This window comes from Streptomyces sp. NPDC089424, from assembly GCF_044749345.1.
In the GTDB taxonomy this organism is placed as follows: domain Bacteria; phylum Actinomycetota; class Actinomycetes; order Streptomycetales; family Streptomycetaceae; genus Streptomyces.
Window position 1 is genome coordinate 302321 of sequence record NZ_JBIVHU010000011.1, and the last position, 20859, is coordinate 323179.

At 72.8% G+C, this 20859-nt stretch carries 19 protein-coding genes; 12 read left to right on the forward strand and 7 right to left on the reverse strand.

Annotated features, from left to right (window positions below):
• The first annotated feature begins 56 nt into the window (after positions 1-56).
• Both ACIP2X_RS36045 and ACIP2X_RS36050 read left to right on the forward strand, forming a co-directional pair.
• Entirely contained in the window at positions 57-467 is a 411-nt protein-coding gene (locus ACIP2X_RS36045) for a nitroreductase/quinone reductase family protein (RefSeq protein ID WP_401681947.1), read from the forward strand.
• 70 nt (positions 468-537) lie between these two features.
• On the forward strand, positions 538-1938 hold the full coding sequence (locus ACIP2X_RS36050) for an alpha/beta hydrolase family protein (RefSeq protein WP_401681950.1): 1401 nt from the start codon (positions 538-540) through the stop codon (positions 1936-1938).
• 13 nt (positions 1939-1951) lie between these two features.
• Here the strand turns inward: ACIP2X_RS36050 and ACIP2X_RS36055 are convergent, their stop codons facing one another.
• From ACIP2X_RS36055 to ACIP2X_RS36080, 6 genes are all read right to left on the reverse strand, one after another.
• Positions 1952-3397 carry an aldehyde dehydrogenase family protein gene (locus ACIP2X_RS36055; protein ID WP_401681952.1) on the reverse strand — a complete coding sequence of 482 codons (1446 nt, stop codon included), beginning with the start codon at positions 3395-3397 and terminating at the stop codon, positions 1952-1954.
• A complete protein-coding gene (locus ACIP2X_RS36060; RefSeq protein WP_401681955.1) occupies positions 3394-5124 on the reverse strand; it encodes an amidohydrolase family protein in 1731 nt (576 codons plus the stop codon). The genes ACIP2X_RS36055 and ACIP2X_RS36060 overlap by 4 nt, the downstream gene beginning before the upstream one ends.
• 82 nt (positions 5125-5206) lie before the next feature.
• The gene (locus ACIP2X_RS36065; protein ID WP_401681958.1) at positions 5207-6325 is read right to left on the reverse strand and encodes an LLM class flavin-dependent oxidoreductase; all 1119 of its coding nucleotides are present in this window, start codon (positions 6323-6325) and stop codon (positions 5207-5209) included.
• Positions 6326-6420: 95 nt separating this feature from the next.
• Positions 6421-7191: an SDR family NAD(P)-dependent oxidoreductase gene (locus ACIP2X_RS36070; RefSeq protein ID WP_401681961.1), complete on the reverse strand. Its 771-nt coding sequence runs from the start codon at positions 7189-7191 to the stop codon at positions 6421-6423.
• A gap of 3 nt (positions 7192-7194) precedes the next feature.
• Complete coding sequence (locus ACIP2X_RS36075; RefSeq protein ID WP_401681964.1) at positions 7195-8169, reverse strand: TIGR03619 family F420-dependent LLM class oxidoreductase; 975 nt, start codon at positions 8167-8169, stop codon at positions 7195-7197.
• Positions 8148-9377 (reverse strand): amidohydrolase family protein, encoded by a 1230-nt coding sequence (locus tag ACIP2X_RS36080; RefSeq protein ID WP_401681967.1) that lies wholly within the window; start codon positions 9375-9377, stop codon positions 8148-8150. The genes ACIP2X_RS36075 and ACIP2X_RS36080 overlap by 22 nt, the downstream gene beginning before the upstream one ends.
• Before the next feature lie 227 nt (positions 9378-9604).
• Here ACIP2X_RS36080 and ACIP2X_RS36085 point away from each other — a divergent pair, with 227 nt between their 5' ends.
• From ACIP2X_RS36085 to ACIP2X_RS36125, 9 genes are all read left to right on the forward strand, one after another.
• Positions 9605-12547 carry a BTAD domain-containing putative transcriptional regulator gene (locus ACIP2X_RS36085; RefSeq protein ID WP_401681970.1) on the forward strand — a complete coding sequence of 981 codons (2943 nt, stop codon included), beginning with the start codon at positions 9605-9607 and terminating at the stop codon, positions 12545-12547.
• An 80-nt stretch (positions 12548-12627) separates the two neighbouring features.
• Positions 12628-13311 carry an alpha/beta fold hydrolase gene (locus ACIP2X_RS36090; RefSeq protein WP_401681972.1) on the forward strand — a complete coding sequence of 228 codons (684 nt, stop codon included), beginning with the start codon at positions 12628-12630 and terminating at the stop codon, positions 13309-13311.
• 269 nt (positions 13312-13580) lie between these two features.
• The gene (locus ACIP2X_RS36095) at positions 13581-13760 is read left to right on the forward strand and encodes a hypothetical protein (protein WP_401681975.1); all 180 of its coding nucleotides are present in this window, start codon (positions 13581-13583) and stop codon (positions 13758-13760) included.
• A gap of 257 nt (positions 13761-14017) precedes the next feature.
• Positions 14018-14470 carry a phospholipase gene (locus tag ACIP2X_RS36100; RefSeq protein ID WP_401681978.1) on the forward strand — a complete coding sequence of 151 codons (453 nt, stop codon included), beginning with the start codon at positions 14018-14020 and terminating at the stop codon, positions 14468-14470.
• 220 nt (positions 14471-14690) lie between these two features.
• Complete coding sequence (locus ACIP2X_RS36105; protein WP_401681980.1) at positions 14691-16118, forward strand: O-antigen ligase family protein; 1428 nt, start codon at positions 14691-14693, stop codon at positions 16116-16118.
• Positions 16119-16164: 46 nt separating this feature from the next.
• The gene (locus ACIP2X_RS36110; RefSeq protein ID WP_401682111.1) at positions 16165-16803 is read left to right on the forward strand and encodes an HAD family hydrolase; all 639 of its coding nucleotides are present in this window, start codon (positions 16165-16167) and stop codon (positions 16801-16803) included.
• A 105-nt stretch (positions 16804-16908) separates the two neighbouring features.
• Entirely contained in the window at positions 16909-18096 is a 1188-nt protein-coding gene (locus ACIP2X_RS36115; RefSeq protein WP_401681983.1) for a helix-turn-helix domain-containing protein, read from the forward strand.
• 408 nt (positions 18097-18504) lie between these two features.
• On the forward strand, positions 18505-18729 hold the full coding sequence (locus ACIP2X_RS36120; RefSeq protein WP_401681986.1) for a hypothetical protein: 225 nt from the start codon (positions 18505-18507) through the stop codon (positions 18727-18729).
• Entirely contained in the window at positions 18726-19196 is a 471-nt protein-coding gene (locus tag ACIP2X_RS36125; RefSeq protein ID WP_401681989.1) for a DUF6415 family natural product biosynthesis protein, read from the forward strand. The genes ACIP2X_RS36120 and ACIP2X_RS36125 overlap by 4 nt, the downstream gene beginning before the upstream one ends.
• Here ACIP2X_RS36125 and ACIP2X_RS36130 read toward each other — a convergent pair.
• Complete coding sequence (locus tag ACIP2X_RS36130) at positions 19158-19910, reverse strand: helix-turn-helix domain-containing protein (RefSeq protein WP_401681992.1); 753 nt, start codon at positions 19908-19910, stop codon at positions 19158-19160. The genes ACIP2X_RS36125 and ACIP2X_RS36130 overlap by 39 nt on opposite strands.
• A gap of 244 nt (positions 19911-20154) precedes the next feature.
• Here ACIP2X_RS36130 and ACIP2X_RS36135 point away from each other — a divergent pair, with 244 nt between their 5' ends.
• The gene (locus ACIP2X_RS36135; RefSeq protein WP_401681995.1) at positions 20155-20826 is read left to right on the forward strand and encodes a DUF4097 family beta strand repeat-containing protein; all 672 of its coding nucleotides are present in this window, start codon (positions 20155-20157) and stop codon (positions 20824-20826) included.
• Positions 20827-20859: the final 33 nt, after the last annotated feature.

Consider the following 20859-nt stretch of genomic DNA (forward strand, 5'->3'; position numbering starts at 1 on the left):
GCGTTGCGAGGACCATTGAAGCAACGCCCCGTCACGACACAGGAGTCACCCCACCGATGAGCCGCGTCGACGACCTCAGATTCCGCGCCGCCACGACCTTCCAGCGCCGCGTCCTCAACCCCGTCCTGCGCCGGGTCCCCCTGCAGACCCTGCTGGAGACCACCGGCCGTGTCTCCGGCCTGCCCCGGCGCACCCCGGTCGGCGGGCGTCGCGTCGGCGACTCCTTCTGGCTGGTCTCCGAGTTCGGCGACCGCTCCCAGTACGTCCGCAACATCCGGGCCGATCCGCGGGTGCGGGTGCGGCTCGGCGGGCGGTGGCACGAGGGGACCGCCCATCTGCTGCCCGAAGACGACCCGAGGGCCCGGCTGCGGGAGCTGCCGGTCATGAACAGCTCGGCGGTGCGGGCCATCGGCACGAACCTGCTGACCGTACGGGTGGACCTGGCCGACGGCAGGGCCCGCCCTTGACGGCCGTTCGGGCGAGGCGGGCGCGTGGCGTGCCGGGACCCGGCGACCGAAAGTCGTACTTTCACGTCGTATGAAGGACGTTTCCGGAGACTGCGCGCCCTCGCCCACCCGTCGCACCGCGCTCGCCGGACTGGTCGGCGGAGCCGGGGCCGTACTGGCCACCGGGTGCACCCCGACCGGTGCGAGCGCGCCCGCGGCCCGCGCCACCACCGCCTCCCCCACCGCGGGCGGCCCCACCCCCGGCGTGATGACGCTGCTCGACGACCCGGCCTTCAACTTCAACGGGCTGCTGGCGCTCGGCGGGTCGGGCTACGGATCCGCCGAGGTCGGCGAGGTGCTCACCGCCGTCAACACCATCAACCGGGCCGGCCTGTCCGCGCAGTCCTTCGTCGCCACCTTCAAGAAGCTCGGCGACCAGCTCATGGCGGCGCCCCAGGGCGGCAGGCCCGACGACCAGACCACCCGGTGGCGCGCGCTGCGGGCCGCGCAGTACTACGGGCAGGCGCTGTTCTTCGTCCTCGGCTCGGACGACCCGGGCAGCGAGGAGCGGATGTACCAGGCCGGACGCAAGGCCTGGGACACCTTCTGCCGACTGTGCGACCCGGCGCCGGTCACCGCGAACGTCCCCTACGGCAGGACGCCGCTGCCCGTGTGGTTCTTCCGGCCGGACACGTCCGCGCAGCGCCGCCGCACGGTGATCCTCACCAACGGCAGCGACGGGCAGAACGTCGACATGTGGACCTACGGCGTCCAGGCCGCCCTGGAGCGCGGCTGGAACGCCCTCGTCTACGACGGGCCCGGCCAGGGGCAGCTGCTCTTCGTGGACCAGGTGGTCTTCACCCCGACCTGGGAGAAGGTCGTCGGCCCCCTCGTCGACTGGCTGACCGCCCGCGCCGATGTGGACGCGGACGCCATCGCCCTGACCGGGCTGAGCATGGCGGGCGACCTGGCGCCCCGGGCGGCGGCCTTCGAGAGCCGGCTCGCGGCCGTGGTGGCGATGCCCGGCTGCCTGACGCCCTGGCTGGGCTTCCCCGCGCAGGTGCGGGAGATCCTCCGGCCGAGCAAGGCCGAGACCAACGACATCTGGAACAAGGAGGTCGTCCCCGAGCTGCCCGCCTCCGACGCCGCGACGCTGAGGAAGCGCTTCGAGCCCTTCTCCGTGCAGGCGATGCTCGACGCCCGTCAGGGCAGGACGTTCACCGACTTCTACACCCCCGCCAGACGCATCGAGGCGCTGGACATCACGGACGTCGTGGGCCGCATCAAGATGCCCGCGCTGGTGCTCGACTACGAGGACGAGCAGTTCTACCCCGGACAGGCCCGCCAGATGTTCGACAAGCTGACCTCCCCCAAGGACTACGTGAAGCTCACCGCGGCCACCGGGGCGCAGTTGCACTGCTCCCCGATGGCACCGCAGCAGCACTGCGAGGTCGTCTTCGACTGGCTGGACGAGACCCTGCCGGGCAGCTGACCCCCGGGGCCTCTCACCCCGGCCACACGATCGCCTGCACCTCGCTGTAGGCGTGCAGGGCGTACGAGCCGACGTCGCGGCCCACGCCGCTGCGCTTGAAGCCGCCGAACGGCGCCTCCATGTTGCGCCCGACGGTGTTGACGCCGACCCCGCCGGCCCGCAGACGGCGGGCCACCCGGAAGGCGCGGGCCACGTCCCCTGACCAGACGTAGTCGACGAGGCCGTAGTCGCTGTCGTTGGCCAGGGCCACGCCCTCGTCCTCGTCCTCGAAGGGGACGACGACGACCACCGGGCCGAAGATCTCCTCGCGGGCCACCCGCATGTCGTTGGTGCAGTCGGCGAGGAGGGTCGGCGCGACGTGGAAGCCGGTGTCCAGGGCGGGCCGTTCCCCTCCGGCGACGACCACCGCGCCCTCCTTGCGGCCGAGTTCGACGTAGGACTCCACCCGGTCCCGGTGGGCCGCCGAGATCAGCGGGCCGACCACCGTGTCCCGCTCCCGGGGGTCGCCGACCTTCAGCCGGCCCGCGTAGGCCGCCAGCCGCTCGACCAGGCGGTCGTACACCCCCCGCTGGGCCAGCACCCGGGTCGGTGCCGTGCAGATCTGACCGCTGTAGAAGGAGAACGTCGTGCCGATGCCGGCCACCGCCGAGGCCAGGTCCGCGTCGTCGAACACGACCGCCGCGCCCTTGCCGCCCAGCTCCATCAACTGGCGCTTCATGGACCGCCCGCACACCTCGGCGATGCGCTGTCCGACCGCCGTGGAGCCGGTGAAGCTCACCATGTCGACGTCGGCCGACTCCACGGCCGCCTCACCGACGCCGGCCGACCGTCCGGACACGACGTTGACCACGCCCCTCGGCACACCGGCCGTCTCCAGCGCCTCCGCCATCCGGTACACGGAGAGCGGGTCCTGCGGGGCGGGCTTCACCACCACCGTGTTGCCCATGGCCAGGGCGGGGGCCACCTTCCCGGCCGTGTTCGCCCACGGGTTGTTGTACGAGGTGACGCAGGTGACGACCCCGACCGGCTGGCGCACGGCCAGCGCGCCCATCACGCCCGCCCTCCCCATCGGCCCGGCCTCGTTGATCTGCGGGACGATCGGCCACTCGGCCGGCTCCACGCGCGCGTACCGGCGGAAGCGGGCGGCGGCGACCCCGACCTGCATGCGCCGCGCCGTGACCGTGGTCGCCCCGGTCTCGGCCCGGGCCAGCTCCGTGTACGGCTCCAGGTGTCCCGCGATGACGTCCGCCGCCCGGGACAGGATCGCCGCCCGCTCCTCGGGTGCGGTGCGCGACCACGGCCCGAAGGCTTCACGGGCGGCGGCGCAGGCCGAGCGCACCTGCTCGGGCGAGGCCTCCGGCGCCCATCCGACGATCTCCTCGTTCGCCGGGTCGATCACCTCGTAGGCGCCGCCGGCCGGCTCGACCCACGCCCCGTCGATGAACAGCCGCCGGCTCACCGGGTGCTCACCGTGCGGGTGTCCCGCCCCGACCGCAGCACCCGGCCCGGCACCGCCCCGCTCACCACGTCGTCCCGGATCACCTCGACGCCGTTGACCCAGACCGCCCGCACGCCGATCGCCCGGGAGTCGAGCCGGGGGCTGTCGCCGGGCAGGTCGTGCACCAGGGTGGCCGTGCCGGCGTCGACGCGCTCCGGGTCGAACAGGACGAGGTCGGCGTGGCAGCCCTCCTGGATCCGGCCCCGGTCACGCAGCCCGAGGAGCCGGGCCGGATCGTCGGTGAGCATCTTCACCGCCTGCTCCAGGGCCACCAGCTTCCGCCCGCGCAGACAGTCGCCGAGGAAGCGCGTCGTGTACGGGGCGCCGCACATGCGGTCCAGGTGCGCGCCCGCGTCCGAGCCGCCGAGCAGGACGTCCTCGTGCTGCCAGGTCTCGGCGCGCAGCGCCCAGGACGCGGGGTCGTTGTCGGTCGGCATGGGCCACAGGACCGTTCGCAGATCGTCGTTGGCGCAGATCTCGACCAGGCACGCGAACGGGTCCTGGCCGCGTTCGGCGGCGATGTCGCGCACGACCCGGCCCGACACCCCGGCGTTCTCCGCGCTGTAGGTGTCGCCGACGACGTACCGGCCGAAGTCGGTCAGCCGCCGGAAGACGCCCGCCTCCTTCGACGCCGCCCGCTCCAGCATCCCCTCCCGTACGGCGGGGTCCCGCAGCCGCCGGATCCGCTCCGGCACGGGCAGGCCGAGGATCTCGCCCCAGCCCGGGATGAGGTTGAGCGCGCAGAAGGTGCCCAGCGACATGTTCATCGGGGTGAGGATCGGCATCGTCAGCGCCACGACCCGGCCGCCCGCCTTGCGGGCCCGTTCGCTCGCCAGCAACTGCCGGGGCACGCGCTGCGGGACCGACGCGTCGATCGTCAGGACGTTCCAGTTCAGCGGGCGTCCGGCCGCCGCGCTCATCTCCACGAGCAGGTCGATCTCGGCGTCGCTGAACTGGTCCAGGCAGCCCGCGACGATGGCCTCGATCTGCGTCCCCTCGCGCTCGCCGACCGCGCGCGAGAGGGCCAGCAGCTCGGCGGGCCCGGCGTGCCGTGAGGCGACCGGCTGCCCGTCGCCGTCGGAGTGGGTGGAGGACTGGGTGGTGGACAGCCCCCAGGCACCGGCGTCCATGGCCTCGTGCAGCAGCCGCACCATGGCGGCGAGCTGCTCCTCGGTCGGCTGCCCGCCCACCGCGTCCGGCCCCATGACGTACCGGCGCAGCGCGCAGTGCCCCACCATGAACCCGGCGTTGACCGCGATCCGCCCCTCCAGGGCGTCGAGGTACTCCCCGAACCCGTGCCAGTTCCAGGGCGCCCCCTCCTCCAGCGCCACCAGTGACATCCCCTCGACCTTGGACATCATCCGGCGCGTGTAGTCGGCGTCCTCGGGCCGGCCGGGGTGGAGCGGCGCGAGGGTGAAGCCGCAGTTCCCGCCGGCGACGGTGGTGACCCCGTGGTTGAGCGAGGGCGTCGCGTACGGGTCCCAGAACAGCTGGGCGTCGTAGTGGGTGTGGGGGTCCACGAACCCGGGCGCGAGAACGAGCCCGGCGGCGTCCTCGGTGCGGCGGGCCGCTTCGGTGACACGGCCGACGGTGACGATCCGGCCGTCCCGGACGCCGACGTCCGCGGTGCGCGCTGGCGCGCCGGTGCCGTCCACGACGGACGCGCCCTTGATCACGTGATCGAGCATGGGGTTCCCTTCCTGGCCTGCGCCGGGACGACCTGCCTGGGGGCGCGGGCAACCACGACGCATCCGCACCCGGCGACGGGGATCACACGGCGGCCCGGAACCGCGAGGTCCGATGCACGGGATCCGTGTCGATCTTCGGAATCACGTGCTCCCCGATCAGCCGGATCGTCTGCAGGGTCTCCTCCTTCGGCACCCCCACCGGCAACCCGAAGCTCAGCTGGTCGGCGCCCGCCTGCTCCCACCGCTTGCACTGGCGCAGCACCTCGTCGGGGTCACCGCAGATCAGCAGTTCCTCCTCGACGAGCACCTCCACGAACTCCGCCGTGTACTCGGGCAGCGTCTCCGGCCAGAGGGGGAACCCCTCGGGGCGCGGGAAGGTGTCGTGGTACCGGAACACCAGCGACGGCAGGTAGTGCAGCCCGCCGTTCACGGCGATGCGTATCGCCTCGTCGTGCGTGGGCGCGCAGATCGCGGTGGTGGTCACCATCACGTTGTCGTTGACGAAGTCCCCGATCGGCTCGGCGTCCACGACCGCCGTCTTGTACTGCTCCAGCACCCACTCCATGTCGGCCACCTTCTGCACGCTGAAGCCGAGCACCCCGAGCCCCTTGCGGGCGGCCATGGCGTACGACGGCGGCGACCCGGCCGCGTACCACATCGCGGGGTGGGACTTCCCGTACGGCTTGGGCAGCACCTTGCGGGGCGGCAGCGACCAGTGCTTGCCCTGGAAGCCCTCGTACTCGTCCTGGAGCCACATCTTGGGGAACTCGGCGATCGTCTCCTCCCAGATCTCCTTCGTGTGGTTCATGTCGGTGATGCCGGGGAGGAAGCCGAGGATCTCGTGCGAGCCTGCGCCCCGGCCGCTGCCGAACTCGAAGCGGTTGCCGCTGAGGTGGTCGAGCATGGCGACCTTCTCGGCGACCTTCACCGGGTGGTTGACCTGGGCTAGCGGGTTGAAGATGCCGGAGCCGAGGTGGATGCGCTCGGTCGCGTGCGCGAGGTAGCCGAGGAAGACGTCGTTGGCGGAGAGGTGCGAGTACTCCTCCAGGAAGTGGTGCTCCGACGCCCAGGCGTACTTGAAGCCGGACCGGTCCGCCTCGATGACGTACTCGGTCTCCTCCATCAGCGCCTTGTGCTCGGCGAGCGGGTCGGTCTCGGCACGCTTGCCCACGTATCCCTGTACAAAGAGCCCGAATTCCACGGAGGTTCACCGTCCTCTGTTTCTGACGTATCGTCAGATCGTCGTGCGGCCGACTCTGGCACCGGCGATGTGGACCGTCAATAGCTGACGAACCATCAGATGATGCTGACGCCGGCCAGCCAGCCGCCGTCGATCACGAACGGCTGGCCGGTGATGTAGGAGGAGTCGTCGCAGCTCAGGAAGAGGGCCAGCCGGGCCACCTCCTCCGGCCGCCCGACCCGGCCGAGCGGCACCAGCTTGCGGTACAGCCCGTCCAGCGCCCTGCCGGTCACCTCGGGATCCGCGGCCGGGTCGAGCCGGGCCGGGTTGGACATCGCCGTGTCGACCGCGCCGGGGCACACGGCGTTCACACGGATTCGGCGGGGGGCCAGTTCCAGTGCGGCGACGCGGGTGAGGCCGAGGACGGCGTGCTTGGTCGCCGCGTACGTGCCGACGGCGGCCATGCCGGTCATCCCCGTGTACGAGGCGGTGTTCACGATCGTGCCGCCGTCCGCCATCTCCGGGGCGACGGTCCGGATGCCGAGGAAGCAGCCGACCTGGTTGACCTGCACGACCTGCATGAACTCGGCCAGCGGCGTGTCCACCAGGGCGTTGAAGCGCAGGATGCCGGCGTTGTTCACCAGCCCGTCGATCCGGCCGTAGGCCTCCTTGGCGGCGGCCACGGCGGCGGACCACTGGTCCTCGCGCCCCACGTCGAGATGGACGTAGCGCGCGCCGATCTCCTTGGCGAGGGCCTCGCCCTGGTCGTCGAGGACGTCGGTGACGACCACGTCGGCACCCTCCTCCCGGAACAGCCGCGCCTCCTGCTCCCCCTGCCCCCGCGCCGCACCGGTGACGATCACTACGCGTCCGTCGAGTTTGCCCATGTCTCACTCCTGAGTCAGCAGCGGGCCGACGTCCCGCCCGAACGCCTCGATCTGGTCGACGAGTTCCGTGCGGCTTCGGCTGCGGAAGCGCACCTGGATCTGGTGCACGCCCATCGCCGGGTACGCGCGCAGCGACTCGGCGAGGGACTCGGGCGGGCCGCTGAGGGTGCGCCGGCCGACGTCCCAGGCGGGTGTGCCGACGTACAGCGGCTCGGCGATCGCGCCCACGGTGAGCGGGGCCTGGACGCCGGCCTGCGCGCGCAGCCGCCGCAGCGTGGCGATCTGCCCGGGCAGCCGGTCGCGGGGGTCGCCCTGCGGCAGCCAGCCGTCGCCCTTGAGCGCCGCCCGGCGCACCGCCGCCGGGGAGGATCCGCCGACCCACAGGGGGATGTGCGGCTGGGCGGGCCTCGGCAGTTGCCCGAGGCCCTCGAAGTCGTACAGCTTTCCGTGGTGGACCGGGAACTCCTCCGGACCCAGCGCGGCCCGCAGCGCGTCGACGGTCTCGTCCAGCACGTCCCCGCGCTGCCGGAAGTCCACCCCGAGGGCCTCGAACTCCTCGCGCACGTGACCGGCGCCGACGCCGAGGATCAGCCGCCCCCCGCTGAGATGGTCGAGGGTGGCGTACTGCTTGGCGGTGAGCAGGGGGTGGCGCAGGCCGACCACGGCGACGTGCGCCAGGAGCCGCACGCGTGCGGTGACGGCGGCCAGGTGGGCGAGGGTGGCCACGGGGTCGTACCAGACGGTGCTCATCGCGGGGGCGAGGCGGCGCGGGACGCCGACGTGGTCGCAGCAGGCGATGTAGCCGAACCCGGCCCGGTCGGCGGCGCGGGCGACGGCCACGAGGTCGTCGGGTCCCGCACCGGCCTCCCAGGGTTCGGCGTAGAGCGTGCTCTGGGACTGGACGGGGAGCTGGATGCCGTACTCCGGACCGGTGCCGCCACCGGTGCCGGCGCCGGTCACCGCGTCCCTCCGGGCCACAGCCCGTCCTCCGTCAGCCCCAGCAGCTCGATCGCGTTGCCGCGCACGATCCGCTCGACCACGTCGGCGTCCAGATGCCCCATCTGCGCCTCGCCGACCTCCCGGGACTTCGGCCAGGTCGAGTCGGAGTGGGGGTAGTCCGTCTCGTAGAGGACGTTGCCGACTCCGATGGAGTCGAGGTTGCGCAGTCCGAAGGCGTCGTCGAAGAAGCAGCCGTAGACGTGCTCGGCGAACAGCTCGGACGGCGGCCGGTGGACCTTGTCGGCGACGCCGCCCCAGCCCCGGTTCTCCTCCCAGACCACGTCGGCGCGCTCCAGGATGTACGGGATCCAGCCGATCTGGCCCTCCGCGTACATGACCTTGAGGTCCGGAAAGCGCTCGAACTTGCCGCTCATCAGCCAGTCGGCCAGCGAGAAGCAGCAGTTGGCGAAGGTGATGGTGGAGCCGACGGCGGGCGGCGCGTCCGCAGAGGTGGAGGGCATCCGGCTGCTGGAGCCGATGTGCATCGCGACGACCGTGCCGGTCTCGTCGCAGGCGGCGAGGAAGGGGTCCCAGTCGTCGGTGTGCACGGAGGGCAGACCGAGGTGCGGGGGTATCTCGGAGAACGCGACGGCGCGCACGCCCCGGGCGGCGTTGCGCCGGACCTCGGCGGCGGCAAGCAGGGGGTCCCACAGCGGGATGAGGGTGAGCGGGATCAGCCGGCCGCGCGCGTCGGGCCCGCACCACTGCTCGACCATCCAGTCGTTGTAGGCCCGGACGCACAGCAGGGCGAGCTCGTGGTCCTTCGCCTCGGTGAAGGTCTGGCCGCAGAAGCGCGGGAAGGTCGGGAAGCAGAGGGCCGACTGGACGTGGTTGACGTCCATGTCGGCGAGGCGGGCGGGGACGTCGTACGAGCCCTGGCGCATCTGCTCGTAGGTGATGACCTCCAGCTTGATCTCGTCCCTGCTGCAGCCGACGGCGGTGTCGAGGCGGGTCAGGGGCCTGTGCAGGTCCTCGTAGACCCACCAGTCGCCGATCGGGCCGTCGTCGCCGGGCCGGCCCATCACGGGCTTGAAGCGGCCGCCGAGGAAGCTCATCTCCCGCAGCGGGGCCCGCACGATGCGGGGGCCGGTGTCGGCGTACTTCTTCGGGAGGCGGTCCTGCCAGACGTCCGGGGGTTCGACGGTGTGGTCGTCGACGGAGATGATCTGCGGGAATCCAGTGTCCATGGGGGCACGGTAGCGCCGATCTGACGGTCCGTCAGCTACTCGGCGGGCGGCCGGGGGTGTATCTCGGACGCCGCTTCGTGCTCAGGTCAGTGCGGAAGTGTGCGAAGAGGGTGTGTGGGGCGTGTGGGATCCCGTGCGCCCGGCTGTGACTGCGGTCTCGGCCTGCTGACTCATCCGCCGGAGCAAGGCAAACTGACAGCATTGCTCATGTTGTCTAGGGGGACGCTATGGACGGGGTGCCGGCACAGAGGCGTCCGGGCGGAGCGGGAGAGCCCGTCGCGCTGCGCTTCGGTGTGCTCGGACCGGTGCGTGCCTGGCGCGGCGGCGAGCCGCTCGCCACGGGTTCCCCGCAGCAACGCGCCCTGCTGGCCGCGCTGCTGCTGCGCGAGGGCCGCACGGCCACCGCGGCGCAGCTGATCGACGCGCTGTGGGGCGAGGAGCCGCCGTCGCAGGCGCTCGCGGCGGTACGGACGTACGCCTCCCGGCTGCGCAAGGCGCTCGATGCCGACGTGCTGGTGAGCGAGTCCGGCGGCTACGCGATCCGCTCGGTCGGGGACGGCGCCCTCGACCTGGCGGTCGCCCAGGACCTGGCGGCCGACGCCGAGAAGGCGCGGGGCGCGGGGGACCTCGGCCGGGCGCGCGAGGCGCTGACGCGGGCGCTGGCCCAGTGGGACGGCGAGGCGCTGGCCGGGGTGCCGGGGCCGTACGCGGACGCGCAGCGGGTCCGGCTGGAGGAGTGGCGGCTGCAACTCCTCGAATCACGGCTGGACATGGACCTGGAGCAGGGCTGTCACGCGGAGGCCGTCTCCGAGCTGACCGCGCTCACGGCGGCGCACCCGCTGCGCGAGCGGCCGCGGGAGCTGCTGATGCTGGCGCTGTACCGGTCGGGCCGCCAGGCGGAGGCGCTCGCGGTGTACGCCGACACCCGGCGCCTGCTCGCGGACGAGCTGGGCGTCGAGCCCCGTGCGGGGCTGCGCGAGCTCCAGCAGCGGATCCTCACGGCCGACCCCGGCCTCGCGGAGCCGTCGGCGCCGGTGGCGGAGCCGCCCGCCGCCCCGGTGCGCCCGGCACAACTTCCGGCCACCGTGACCGACTTCACGGGACGCGCCTCGTTCGTGGCCGAGCTGAGCGAGGTGCTGGCGTCGGCGGACGGCCGCGTCATGGCCGTGTCGGCAGTGGCCGGTATCGGCGGCGTCGGCAAGACCACGCTCGCCGTCCATGTGGCGCACCGGGCGCGGTCGGCCTTCCCCGACGGGCAGTTGTACGTCGACCTGCAAGGCGCCGGTTCCCGGGCCGCGGAGCCGGAGACGGTGCTGGGCTCGTTCCTGCGCGCCCTCGGCACGCCCGACTCGGCGATCCCGGACTCGCTGGAGGAGCGCGCGGCGCTGTACCGGTCGGTGCTGGACGGCCGCCGGGTCCTGGTGCTCCTGGACAACGCCCGCGACGCCGCCCAGATACGACCGCTGCTGCCCGGCACGGACGGGTGCGCGGCGCTGGTCACGTCCCGGGTGCGGATGGTGGACCTGGCCGGGGCGCACCTGGTCGACCTCGACGTGATGTCGCCCGACGAGGCGCTGTCGCTGTTCACGAAGATCGTGGGCGAGGAGCGGGTCGCCGCCGAACGGGAGGCGGCGCTGGACGTCGTCGCCGCGTGCGGCTTCCTGCCGCTCGCGATCCGTATCGCCGCGTCCCGCCTCGCGGCCCGCCGGACCTGGACGGTCTCGGTCCTCGCGGCGAAGCTCGCCGACGAACGCCGCCGGCTCGACGAACTCCAGGCCGGCGACCTGGCGGTGAAGGCGACCTTCGAGCTGGGGTACGGGCAGCTGGAGCCCGCCCAGGCACGGGCGTTCCGGCTGCTGGGCCTCGCCGAGGGGCCGGACATCTCGCTGGCCGGGGCGGCGGCGGTGCTGGACCTGGCGGCCGAGGACGCCGAGGACCTGCTGGAGTCCCTCGTCGACATGTCGCTGCTCGAATCGGCGGCACCCGGCCGCTACCGCTTCCACGACCTCGTGCGGCTCTACGCGCGCGCGTGCGCCGAACGCGACGAGCACCCGCCGGGCGAGCGGCAGGCGGCGATGTCGCGGCTGCTGGACTTCTACCTGGCCACCGCCGCCGGGGTCTACGCGATGGAGCGACCGGGCGACCGGCTGGTGGACCATCTGGAGGTCACGAAGTACCCGGGGCTGTCCTTCGCCGACCGGCACGCCGCACAGGACTGGCTCTACGCCGAGGCGGGCGCCCTGCTGTCCTGCGTGCGCCGCTCCGTGGGCGACGGGCGGCTGCGGCGGGCGGTCGACCTGCTGTGGGCGGCCAAGGACCTGGCCGAGTCCGGGGCCAACGCCCGTGAGTACGAGATCGCCGCCAACGCCGCACTGGAGCGCGCCCAGGCGGCGCGGGACGCGTGGGCGGCGGGGCGCGCGCTGACCACGCTCACCGACGTCCACATGGTCGCCGGGCGCTTCGACCAGGCCGACGCGGCGGCCGTCGAGGCCCTGCGCATGGCACGGGACGCGGCCGACCCGGTGGCCAGCTGCTGGGCCCCCAACACCCGCGGCATCGTCGCGATCTACCAGAACCGGCACGCCGAGGGCGAGTTGCACCTCAACACCGCGATCGACAACTTCCGCGGCAACGGCAACCGGCCCGGCGAGGCCAGCGCCCTGTGCAACCTGTCGCGGATCCACCTGGCCACCGGGCGGGTCGACAGCGCCATCGCCCTTGCCCAGCAGGGCATCGACATCTACGACGGGATGGGCAACGCGCTGCGCGGCGCCAACGGCCGCTACGCGCTGGGGCTGGCGCTCACCCGCAGCGGGGACCTGCGACGTGCGGCGGGGAGTCTGCGGGAGGCGCTGGAGACCTTCCGGGACAGCCGTCAGCGCCTCTGGGAGGGCATGACGCTCTTCCGCCTCGCCGAGGTGGACCTCGCGGCCCGGCGCGCGGCCAACGCGGCGTCCAACGCGGAGATGGCGCTGACCGTGCTGCGCGGCATCGGCGGCGAGTGGCGTCGCGGTCTGGTCCTCACGGTCCTCGGCCGCGCCCTGAGCGGCCTCGGCCAGACGGGCCGCGCCCAGGTCTGCTGGCGGGAGGCGCTCGGCATCTACGAGGAACTGGACGCACCGGAGGCGGCGGAGGTACGGGAGCTGCTGACACCGGCGGCGGTGGCGTAGGGCGGTGAACGGAGCCCGTTGTCGGAGGCTCCCGATAACGTGCCGGCAACCAGATCCGACTCCTCTTCGGGAGGACCACCATGGACATCCTGCTCATCGCCGGCTTGTGGCTGGACGGATCCGCGTGGGACGACGTCGTGCCGGAACTCACCGCGCTCGGCCATCGCCCCGTGCCGCTCACCCTCCCGGGCCAGGGCGACGGCGCCGCCTCCGCGACGCTTGACGATCAGCTGGAAGCGGTGCTCGCGGCGGTGGACGCGGCGCCCGGAAAGCCGCTGGTGGTGGGGCATTCCGCGGCGTCGACCCTGGCCTGGCTGGCCGCCGACGCACGACCGGGGAAGGTGGCCAAGGTCGCCCTGATCGGCGGCTTCCCCGCCGACGACGGGCAGGCCTACGCCGCCTACTTCGCGATCGAGGACGGCGCCATGCCCTTCCCCGGCTGGGAGCCCTTCGAGGGCGCGGACGCCGCCGACCTGGACCAGCAGACCCGCGACCGCCTCGCGTCCGCCACCATCCCCGTTCCGGAGGCGGTCGCCAAGGGAGTCGTACGCCTGACCGACGAGCGCCGCTTCGACGTCCCCGTGGTGGTCGTCTGCCCCGAGTTCACCCCGGCCCAGGCCAAGGAGTGGATCGCCGCCGGCGAGAGCCCCGAGCTCGCTCGCGCCACCCACCTCGCGTACGTGGACATCGACTCGGGCCACTGGCCCATGGCCTCCCGCCCCCGCGAACTCGCCCAAGTCCTTGCGGAGATCACCGGCTCCTGAAGGATGTCGCGGAAGGCTCGGTGCGGATGCGGGCACGTTCCTCGCGCTCGCGGATGCCGCCGGGACGGGCTCGATGGGCGTTCAGCGAACGTTTATCGCCGTCCGGCATGCTCACTCATGTCGCTCTCCGCAGGCGGGGGAGGCGGAGCGACGCCTGGGCCGTGAGGTTAGTCTGATCGGCCGATTGACGCCCGGTCGGCGACCCGCGGGGGAGTCGCCGACCGGGTGTCGGACCTCTGGCCTGAAGAAACAACCGGGAGTTGACCGTCATGAGCGAGAAGAAGAGCGAGCCCGTCGTCGAGCCGCTGGACCAGCACGCGACCGGCGAGGAGCTGACGACGCAGGACCAGCACGCCACCGGCGGCGAGGCCAAGCCGCTGGACCAGCACGCCACCGACGAGGAACTCACCACCCAGGACCAGCACGCGACGAGCGAGCCGGCCAACTGAGCCAGCCCGACGGGGTACGGCCGCGGCGGCGCGGAGGGGAGCCGCCGCGGCCGATTCATGTCCAGGGAGCCCCGTGCGGCGCATGAGTGATGTGCCGTCACATCAGCCCCGGAGGTTCACGTTCCGATCGCCGGACCGCGCCGAGAGTTCAGAGATCATTCGGGCCGGGACGGTGTGAAGGAACTGTCGCGATGGCCATCATCTTGTCATGAACCTGTAGCCCGACAGGCGGGCAACAGCCTCATGGAGGTGTGGGAATGCACCGCAGACTCGCGACCACTCTCGCCACCGCGACCCTCTCCCTGGCCACCGTCGTCGCCACCGCGACCTCGGCCGGGGCCGCTCCGGCCGACAAGCCCCAGGTCCTCTCCAGCTGGACGCAGACCAGCGCGTCCAGCTACAACGCCTGGGTCGCGGCCCGCGCGAACCAGGGCGCCTGGTCCGCGTACGGCTTCGACTGGTCGACCGACTACTGCTCGACCTCGCCGGACAACCCCTTCGGCTTCCCCTTCTCCACGTCCTGCGCCCGCCACGACTTCGGCTACCGCAACTACAAGGCCGCCGGCTCCTTCAGCGCCAACAAGGACCGCCTCGACAGCGCCTTCTACGAGGACCTGAAGCGGGTCTGCAACGGCTACAGCGGCGCCACCAAGACCGCCTGCAACAGCACCGCCTGGACGTACTACCAGGCCGTCCGCGCCTTCGGCTGACCCCGGCCGTCCCCCGGGCGGAGCGCCTGACCCACTGGCGCCCCGCCCGGGGAGCTCGCCCCGGCCACGCGACCGGGCCGGTGCGCGGTGAGGGACATGAACACCGTGCCGGGGAGGCGGGGTGTCACCACCGCCGCGAGTGGCGCCGTCCCTCCAGCCGCACGCGACCGTTATCCCCCCGGTCACCCCCGCGTCGCACCGGGCCGCGAGGCTCACGTGCATGGCAACCGACCGGAGCACGCCGGCGGACCCCGGACCGGCGTACGCGTTGACGCAGATGATCCCGCTCGCGGCCCTGTCCGTCGTGTTCCTGGACACGGCCACCGACTTCTTCCCCGACGACCCGCTCGTCGGCGTCGTCACCCCGACCCGGCTCGCCCTGCTCGTGGGGCTGCTCGCCGTCGCCGTACCGGTGCGGGGCAGACCACGGACCCGGCTGCGGGACTTCCGGACGCGGCTCGACCTGCCGGTCGCGCTGCTGCTCGGCGCGGCCGTGGTGACGACGTTCCGCGGCGGGCACCCGACCGCACCGCTGCGCGGGCTGCTCACCGCGATCGCCTGCTACTACCTGGTTGTGGGCCTGCGCCGTACCCAGCCCGAGTCCTGGCGGGCGGTGGGCCTCCTCGCCCTGGCCGGTGCGACCGCCGCCGCGGCCGCGGCCTTCTCGCAGGTCACCAACGAGATCCCGACCGGCTTCTGCCGCACCGGTCTCCTCACCGACGTGGCGTGCGACTCCGGCGGCCCCGGGGTGCTGATCCGCGCGACCGGCACCTTCGCCAACCCCAACCTTCTGGCCGCGTTCCTCGTCCTGCTGCTGCCCTTCGTGCTGCTCGCCGCGGTGTCGGTGGACGAGCGCACCGCCCGGACGGTGATCGTCCTGGCCGGGACGCTCGGATGCGGCGCCCTGCTCACCACGTTCTCCCGCGCCGGATACGTCGCGGGAGCCGCCGGCCTCCTCGTCCTGGCCGGCGCCTACCGGCTCGCGCCCCGTCTCGCCGACCGGACCCGGCGCCGGCTCACCGCGGCCGTCGGGCTCCTCGCCCTCGGGGGCGCGGCCGCCGCGATCTGGGCCGTGTCCCGGGCCGGGAACTCGCTCGGCGTGCGCGGTCAGGCCTGGCACGCGGCACTGGACATCGCGGTGCGCAATCCGCTCGGCGTCGGGCTCGGCCGCTCCGGTGCCGTCATATCGGCGACGGCCCCCGGTGGACGCACCTTCGTGCACGCCCACAACATGTGGCTGAACTGGCTGGTGGAGACCGGCCCCCTGGGCCTGCTCGCCCTCGTCGCCGTCACCGTCGTCGCCTGGTCCTCCGCGGCCCGCGCCGCCCGCGCGAAGTCGGCCGTCGGAACGGTCGGCCTCGCGTCCCTGACCGGCTTCTTCCTGATCGGCATGATGGACCACCCGGCCAACCTGGACCGGATCGAGATGCTCTTCTGGCTGATCCTGGCAACCGTCATGGCGGAGACCCCGTCGGGGTGGCGCAGCGGCAAGGACCAGGTCTCCCCCACGTACACCTCACCGCCGCACCACCCGAGACACGGCCCACACCCACCCGGGACCACGATCCCGGCACAGCCGGTGGCTTCGTCGCCGGTCGGAAGGAACGTCGAAGACGGGGCCCCCTCTCCGGAGGGTGCTCGCGGGTAGCAGTCGCCGCACGACGCCGTGTGCGGCGCCGTACCCTGCCACGGTGATGGAGACCATCGTGTTCGACGTGGGCGAGACGATCATCCGGGACGACCGGTACTGGGCCTCGTGGGCCGACTGGCTGGACGTATCGCGTCACACGCTGTCCACGCTCGTGGGCGCCGTGGTCGCCCAGGGCCGCGACAACGCCGACGCTCTCCGGCTCCTCCGCCCCGGGATCGACGTGGCCGCCGAGTACCGGGCCAGGGAGGCCGCCGGCAGCGGGGAGCGGCTCGACGAGGGCGACCTGTACGACGACGTGCGGCCCGCCCTGGCGGCGCTCCGCGAGGCCGGAGTGCGCGTCGTGGTCGCGGGCAACCAGACCGCCCGCGCGGGCGAGTTGCTACGCGCCCTGGACCTGCCGGCCGACCTTGTCGCGACCTCACAGGAGTGGGGCGCCGCCAAGCCGCACCCGGAGTTCTTCCAGCGAGTGCTGGATGTCGCACAGGCGCCCGCGAGCACGACCGTCTACGTCGGGGACCACCCCGCCAACGACGTCTTCCCGGCGAAGACGGCCGGACTGCGCACCGCGCACATCCGGCGCGGGCCCTGGGGACATCTGTGGGCCGACGATCCCGAGGTGGTGGCCACGGCGGACTGGCGGATCAGCAGCCTCCTCGAACTCGTGGACATCGCAGGACGCTGACCGAACGAGCCGCACTCACCGATCCGGGTGGGGTGTGGCCGTCGGGCCGACCCGGCGGGCGAGAACAGGTACGGTCCGCGGTGGACGCCACCGAACGGAGCCGTCATGCCCGCGCACGGAAAGGACGGAGCAGGCGCGCGGATCGCCTACTACCGCAGTGCGACCCGCCCCAAGCTCACGCAGCGGCAACTCGCCGACGCGGCCCACGTGTCCCTCGGCACCATCCGCAAGATCGAGCGCGGGGAGCGCGTCCCAAGCGATGCCACTCTCGATGCCCTCGGCCGAGCGCTGGGAGTCGACCCCTCGCTCCTGCTGGGCGACCGTGGCCCCACCCGCACCCGCGTGCACGAAGCGCTGCCCTCGCTCTCCGCCGCGCTCGCCACGTACGACCTCCCGGAGGAAGGACCCGTCCGTCCCCTTGCAGAGTTGCGCACGGCCGTCGCCGAAGCATCTCGCTGGCGTCTGGCCGCCCAGTACACGCCCATCGCCGCGGCGTTACCGGACCTGCTCGTCGAACTGACCCGCGCGCATCACGCGGTTCCGGTTGCTGAGCGATCCGAGTCGGCCGCCCTCCTGGTGCGAGCCTGTCGATCCGCCGACGCGGTCGCCTTCAAGTTCGGTGCCCACGACCTTTCCGCTCGCCTGGTGGAACTCATGCGCTGGGCCGCGGCCGAGGCCGACGACCCGCTGCTGGCCGCGTCGGTGGCCTACGTGCGCGCCGAGACCTTCTTCGCCGCCCGCGCGCACTCGGCCGGGCTCCGTGCTCTCGAACGCTCCCTGGATGCCGCACCGGCCCCCTCCACTTCAGCGGCAATCGCCGCGAAGGGCGCGCTGCACATGCGGGCCGCGGTGATGGCGGGCAGGGCAGGTGACGGGTCATCGGCCGTCACGCACCTGCGTGAGGCGAGGGCGCTGGCCGCCCGACTGTCCGAGGGGATCTACTGCGGGACGGCCTTCGGCCCCGACTCCGTGAACGTCCACGAGGTATCCGTTGCCGTCAGCCTGGGAGGCGCGCACGTCGCCCGGGCGCTGGACATCGCCGCCGTATGGCGGCCGCCGGGTGACATGCCTGCCGAACGGCGCTCCGGGTTCTACATCGAGCTGGCCCGCGCCCAACTGTGGTCAGGCCTCTCGGACGACGCATTCGCGTCCCTGAAGCAGGCGCGGCACATCGCCCCGCAGCACACTCGGGAACATCCCTGGGTACGTGAAGACGCCGCCGTCCTGCGCCGTTTGAAGCGGGCCGGCTCGGAGGCCCTCACCAACTTCGCCGAGTGGTGCGCCGCCATCTGATCCGACCGCCCGGCTACCCCTCACCGGGGTACTTCCTGCTCCTGCCGGGCGCCACCCTCTGCCGAGGAAGAACGTAAGGAAAGCCTGGCGACCGCGCCCCACAGCCCTCGGGCGTGGCCCGCACCGACGAGGAGCGTCGACGATGTCCCGTGTTCTACGGATTCTCGCGAGACTGAGCGGCCGCAGGTTCCGGCGGCGACCCACCAAAGAAGCCACTCACCACACGCCGGCGCCCGCACCAGCCGCGGCGGGCACGCCGGACCGCCCTTCACCGGAGATGTGGGCGGCGATCCTCATCGGGGCGCGTCGGCGCAGGGTGATGCGCCGGCGGCAGTTCCGGGCCGCGCCCGTCCTCGCCTTGGCGGCAAGCACCATGACACCCGGTGCAGCACAGGGAGGTGCGGTCACGTGACGGCGTACCGGCCGAGGCTGCACGAGATCGTCGAGGACGGCGGCAGTCGGCGGATCGGCAAGGTGATGGGCTTCGAGGGGCCGTACGTCCAACTGCGCCCCGTCGGCGGTGGCGTGGAGTGGGACGCGAGGCCCGAGAACCTCACGCCGGTGAGTACCGGTGACGGCCTCGGCGCCGCCGTCGCGGCCGCGGGCGCCCGCTCCGGGGGCGAGGTGCCATGACCGGACCGGAGGAGTGGGAAGCTCTCGCGATCCGGCTGCGCCGGGGCCTGGTCCTCGTCCTCCAGGAGGTGGAGGCCGCCGCGCCGGCCGCGCCCGAGGACGCCCCGGTGCGGATCGCGGCGCACGCGGGCGTCCGTGAGGCACGACGCCTCATGGCGGTGAGGATCTCCCGCCTCGGCCCGCAGGACAGGGTCGCGTACGTCCGCCGGCCGGCCCGGTCGGTCGAGGAACTCCGTCGTCATCACGCCGCCCTGCACAGCGGGCCGGTCACGCGTCAGCGCCGGCGTCCCGACCAACTGGCCTTCCGCCGCTGGGCGATTCACGGCACGAGGTGCCGCGTCTGCAGGACCGACGACAGCCGCTGCGTCCGGGGCCGGCGACTGGGCGAGCACTGGAACGAACTGCGCCGCGGACCCGCCGGCGCGGGCTCAGGACTCCGATCCCGGCTCCGTACTGCCCGTCGATGATTTCGCCGGCGCCGCATGGAGGACGTCGCGGGCCTGTTGGGCGGCGCGGGCGGTGCTTTCCGAGACGTAGTCCAGGAAGCGGGCGACGTTCTCCAGGCGGACGGCCGCCGGGGTGCCGGGGCCGAGGACGCCGACGCCCTGCCGGGTGGTCTCGACGACCTGGGCCATGGCGCGGGCGCTGGCCATCATCGACTCGTACCAGACGTCGTCGTCGACGACGTAGCGCTCGCGGCGGCGCTCGTCGCGCTCCCGGCGGACGAAGCCCTGGCCGTCCAGGAAGGCGACCGCCTTCGAGACGGACGCAGGGCTGACCTGGAGGTGCTGGACGAGTTCGGACGCGGTGAGGCTGCCCTCGTCGGTGATCGTGAGGCAGGCCATCACCCGGGACATCATCGCGGGCATGCCCGACTGCGTGAACACCGAGACGAGCAGCTCCTCGTACGCACGCACGGCTTCGGCGTCGCGCCCATGGGCCTGCGGGAGCGTCCGCGAACCCCGGGGCGCGGCCTGCCTGCGGCGCTGGACGCGGCGTTCGGTGGCACGGTGGGCGACGTCCGCGCGGTAGCCGGTGGGGCCGCCGTTGCGCATCACCTCGCGCGTGATCGTCGAGGTGGGGCGGTCGAGGCGTCTGGCGATCTCCGCGTAGGCGAGGCCGTCGGCCAGTCCCAGCGCGATCTGCTGACGTTCCTGCTGGGTGAGTCTGCCTCCCGGCATCCCGTTCTCCTTCGTGGCGCGTGAGGCTCCAGCATAGCTTTCACTTCCATGTCATTGCAACGAGCAGGGTCGGGCGTCGTTGCGTTACGCGCAGCGCCATTGCAATGAAATGGGTCAACTGGCCTGCGATTACTTGAGTTCAGTGCAACAACCTTGTTGTCAGCATCGTGAATGCAACGTAGCGTTCACGACATCGGAAACGGCGGGCCGCACAAGGCCCGCCCCGCGAACCAAGGAGTGCACCATGCAGCAGTTCGCCACCCCCGCCCCGGTCTCCGTCGTCCTCGACATCCCCGCCGGGCACATCCGGTTCATCGCCGCCGACCGGACCGACACCAGGGTCGAGGTCCTGCCCGCGGACGCCGCCAGGAGCCGCGACGTGAAGGCGGCCGAGCAGACCGAGGTCACCTACGGCGACGGCGTCCTGCGGATCGAGGCGCCGGAGGCGAAGAACCGGATCCTCGGCTCCTCCGGCTCCGTCGAGGTGACCGTGCAACTGCCCGCCGGCTCCCGCGTCGAGGCCAAGGCGGCCGCCGGCGAGTTCCGGGGCGTCGGACGGCTCGGCGAGGTCGCCTTCGAGGGCGCGCAGGGCGCGGTCAAGCTCGACGAGGCCGCGAGCGCCCGCCTCACCCTCCAGGCCGGTGACATCACGGTCGGCCGCCTGAACGGCCCCGGCGAGATCCGCACCCAGCAGGGCGACATCGGCGTCACCGAGGCCGTGCGCGGCACCGTCACGCTGCGCACCGAGCACGGCGACATCACGGTCGGAGCCGCCCCGGGCGTCTCCGCCTCCCTGGACGCCGGCACCAGCCACGGCCGGATCAGCAACGCGCTCAAGAACGCCGACGGCGCGGCCGCCGGCCTGACCGTCCACGCGACCACCGCCTACGGCGACATCACCGCCCGCAGCCTGTAGAGCCCGCAGCCCTGTAGAGCCCGAGGCCTGTAG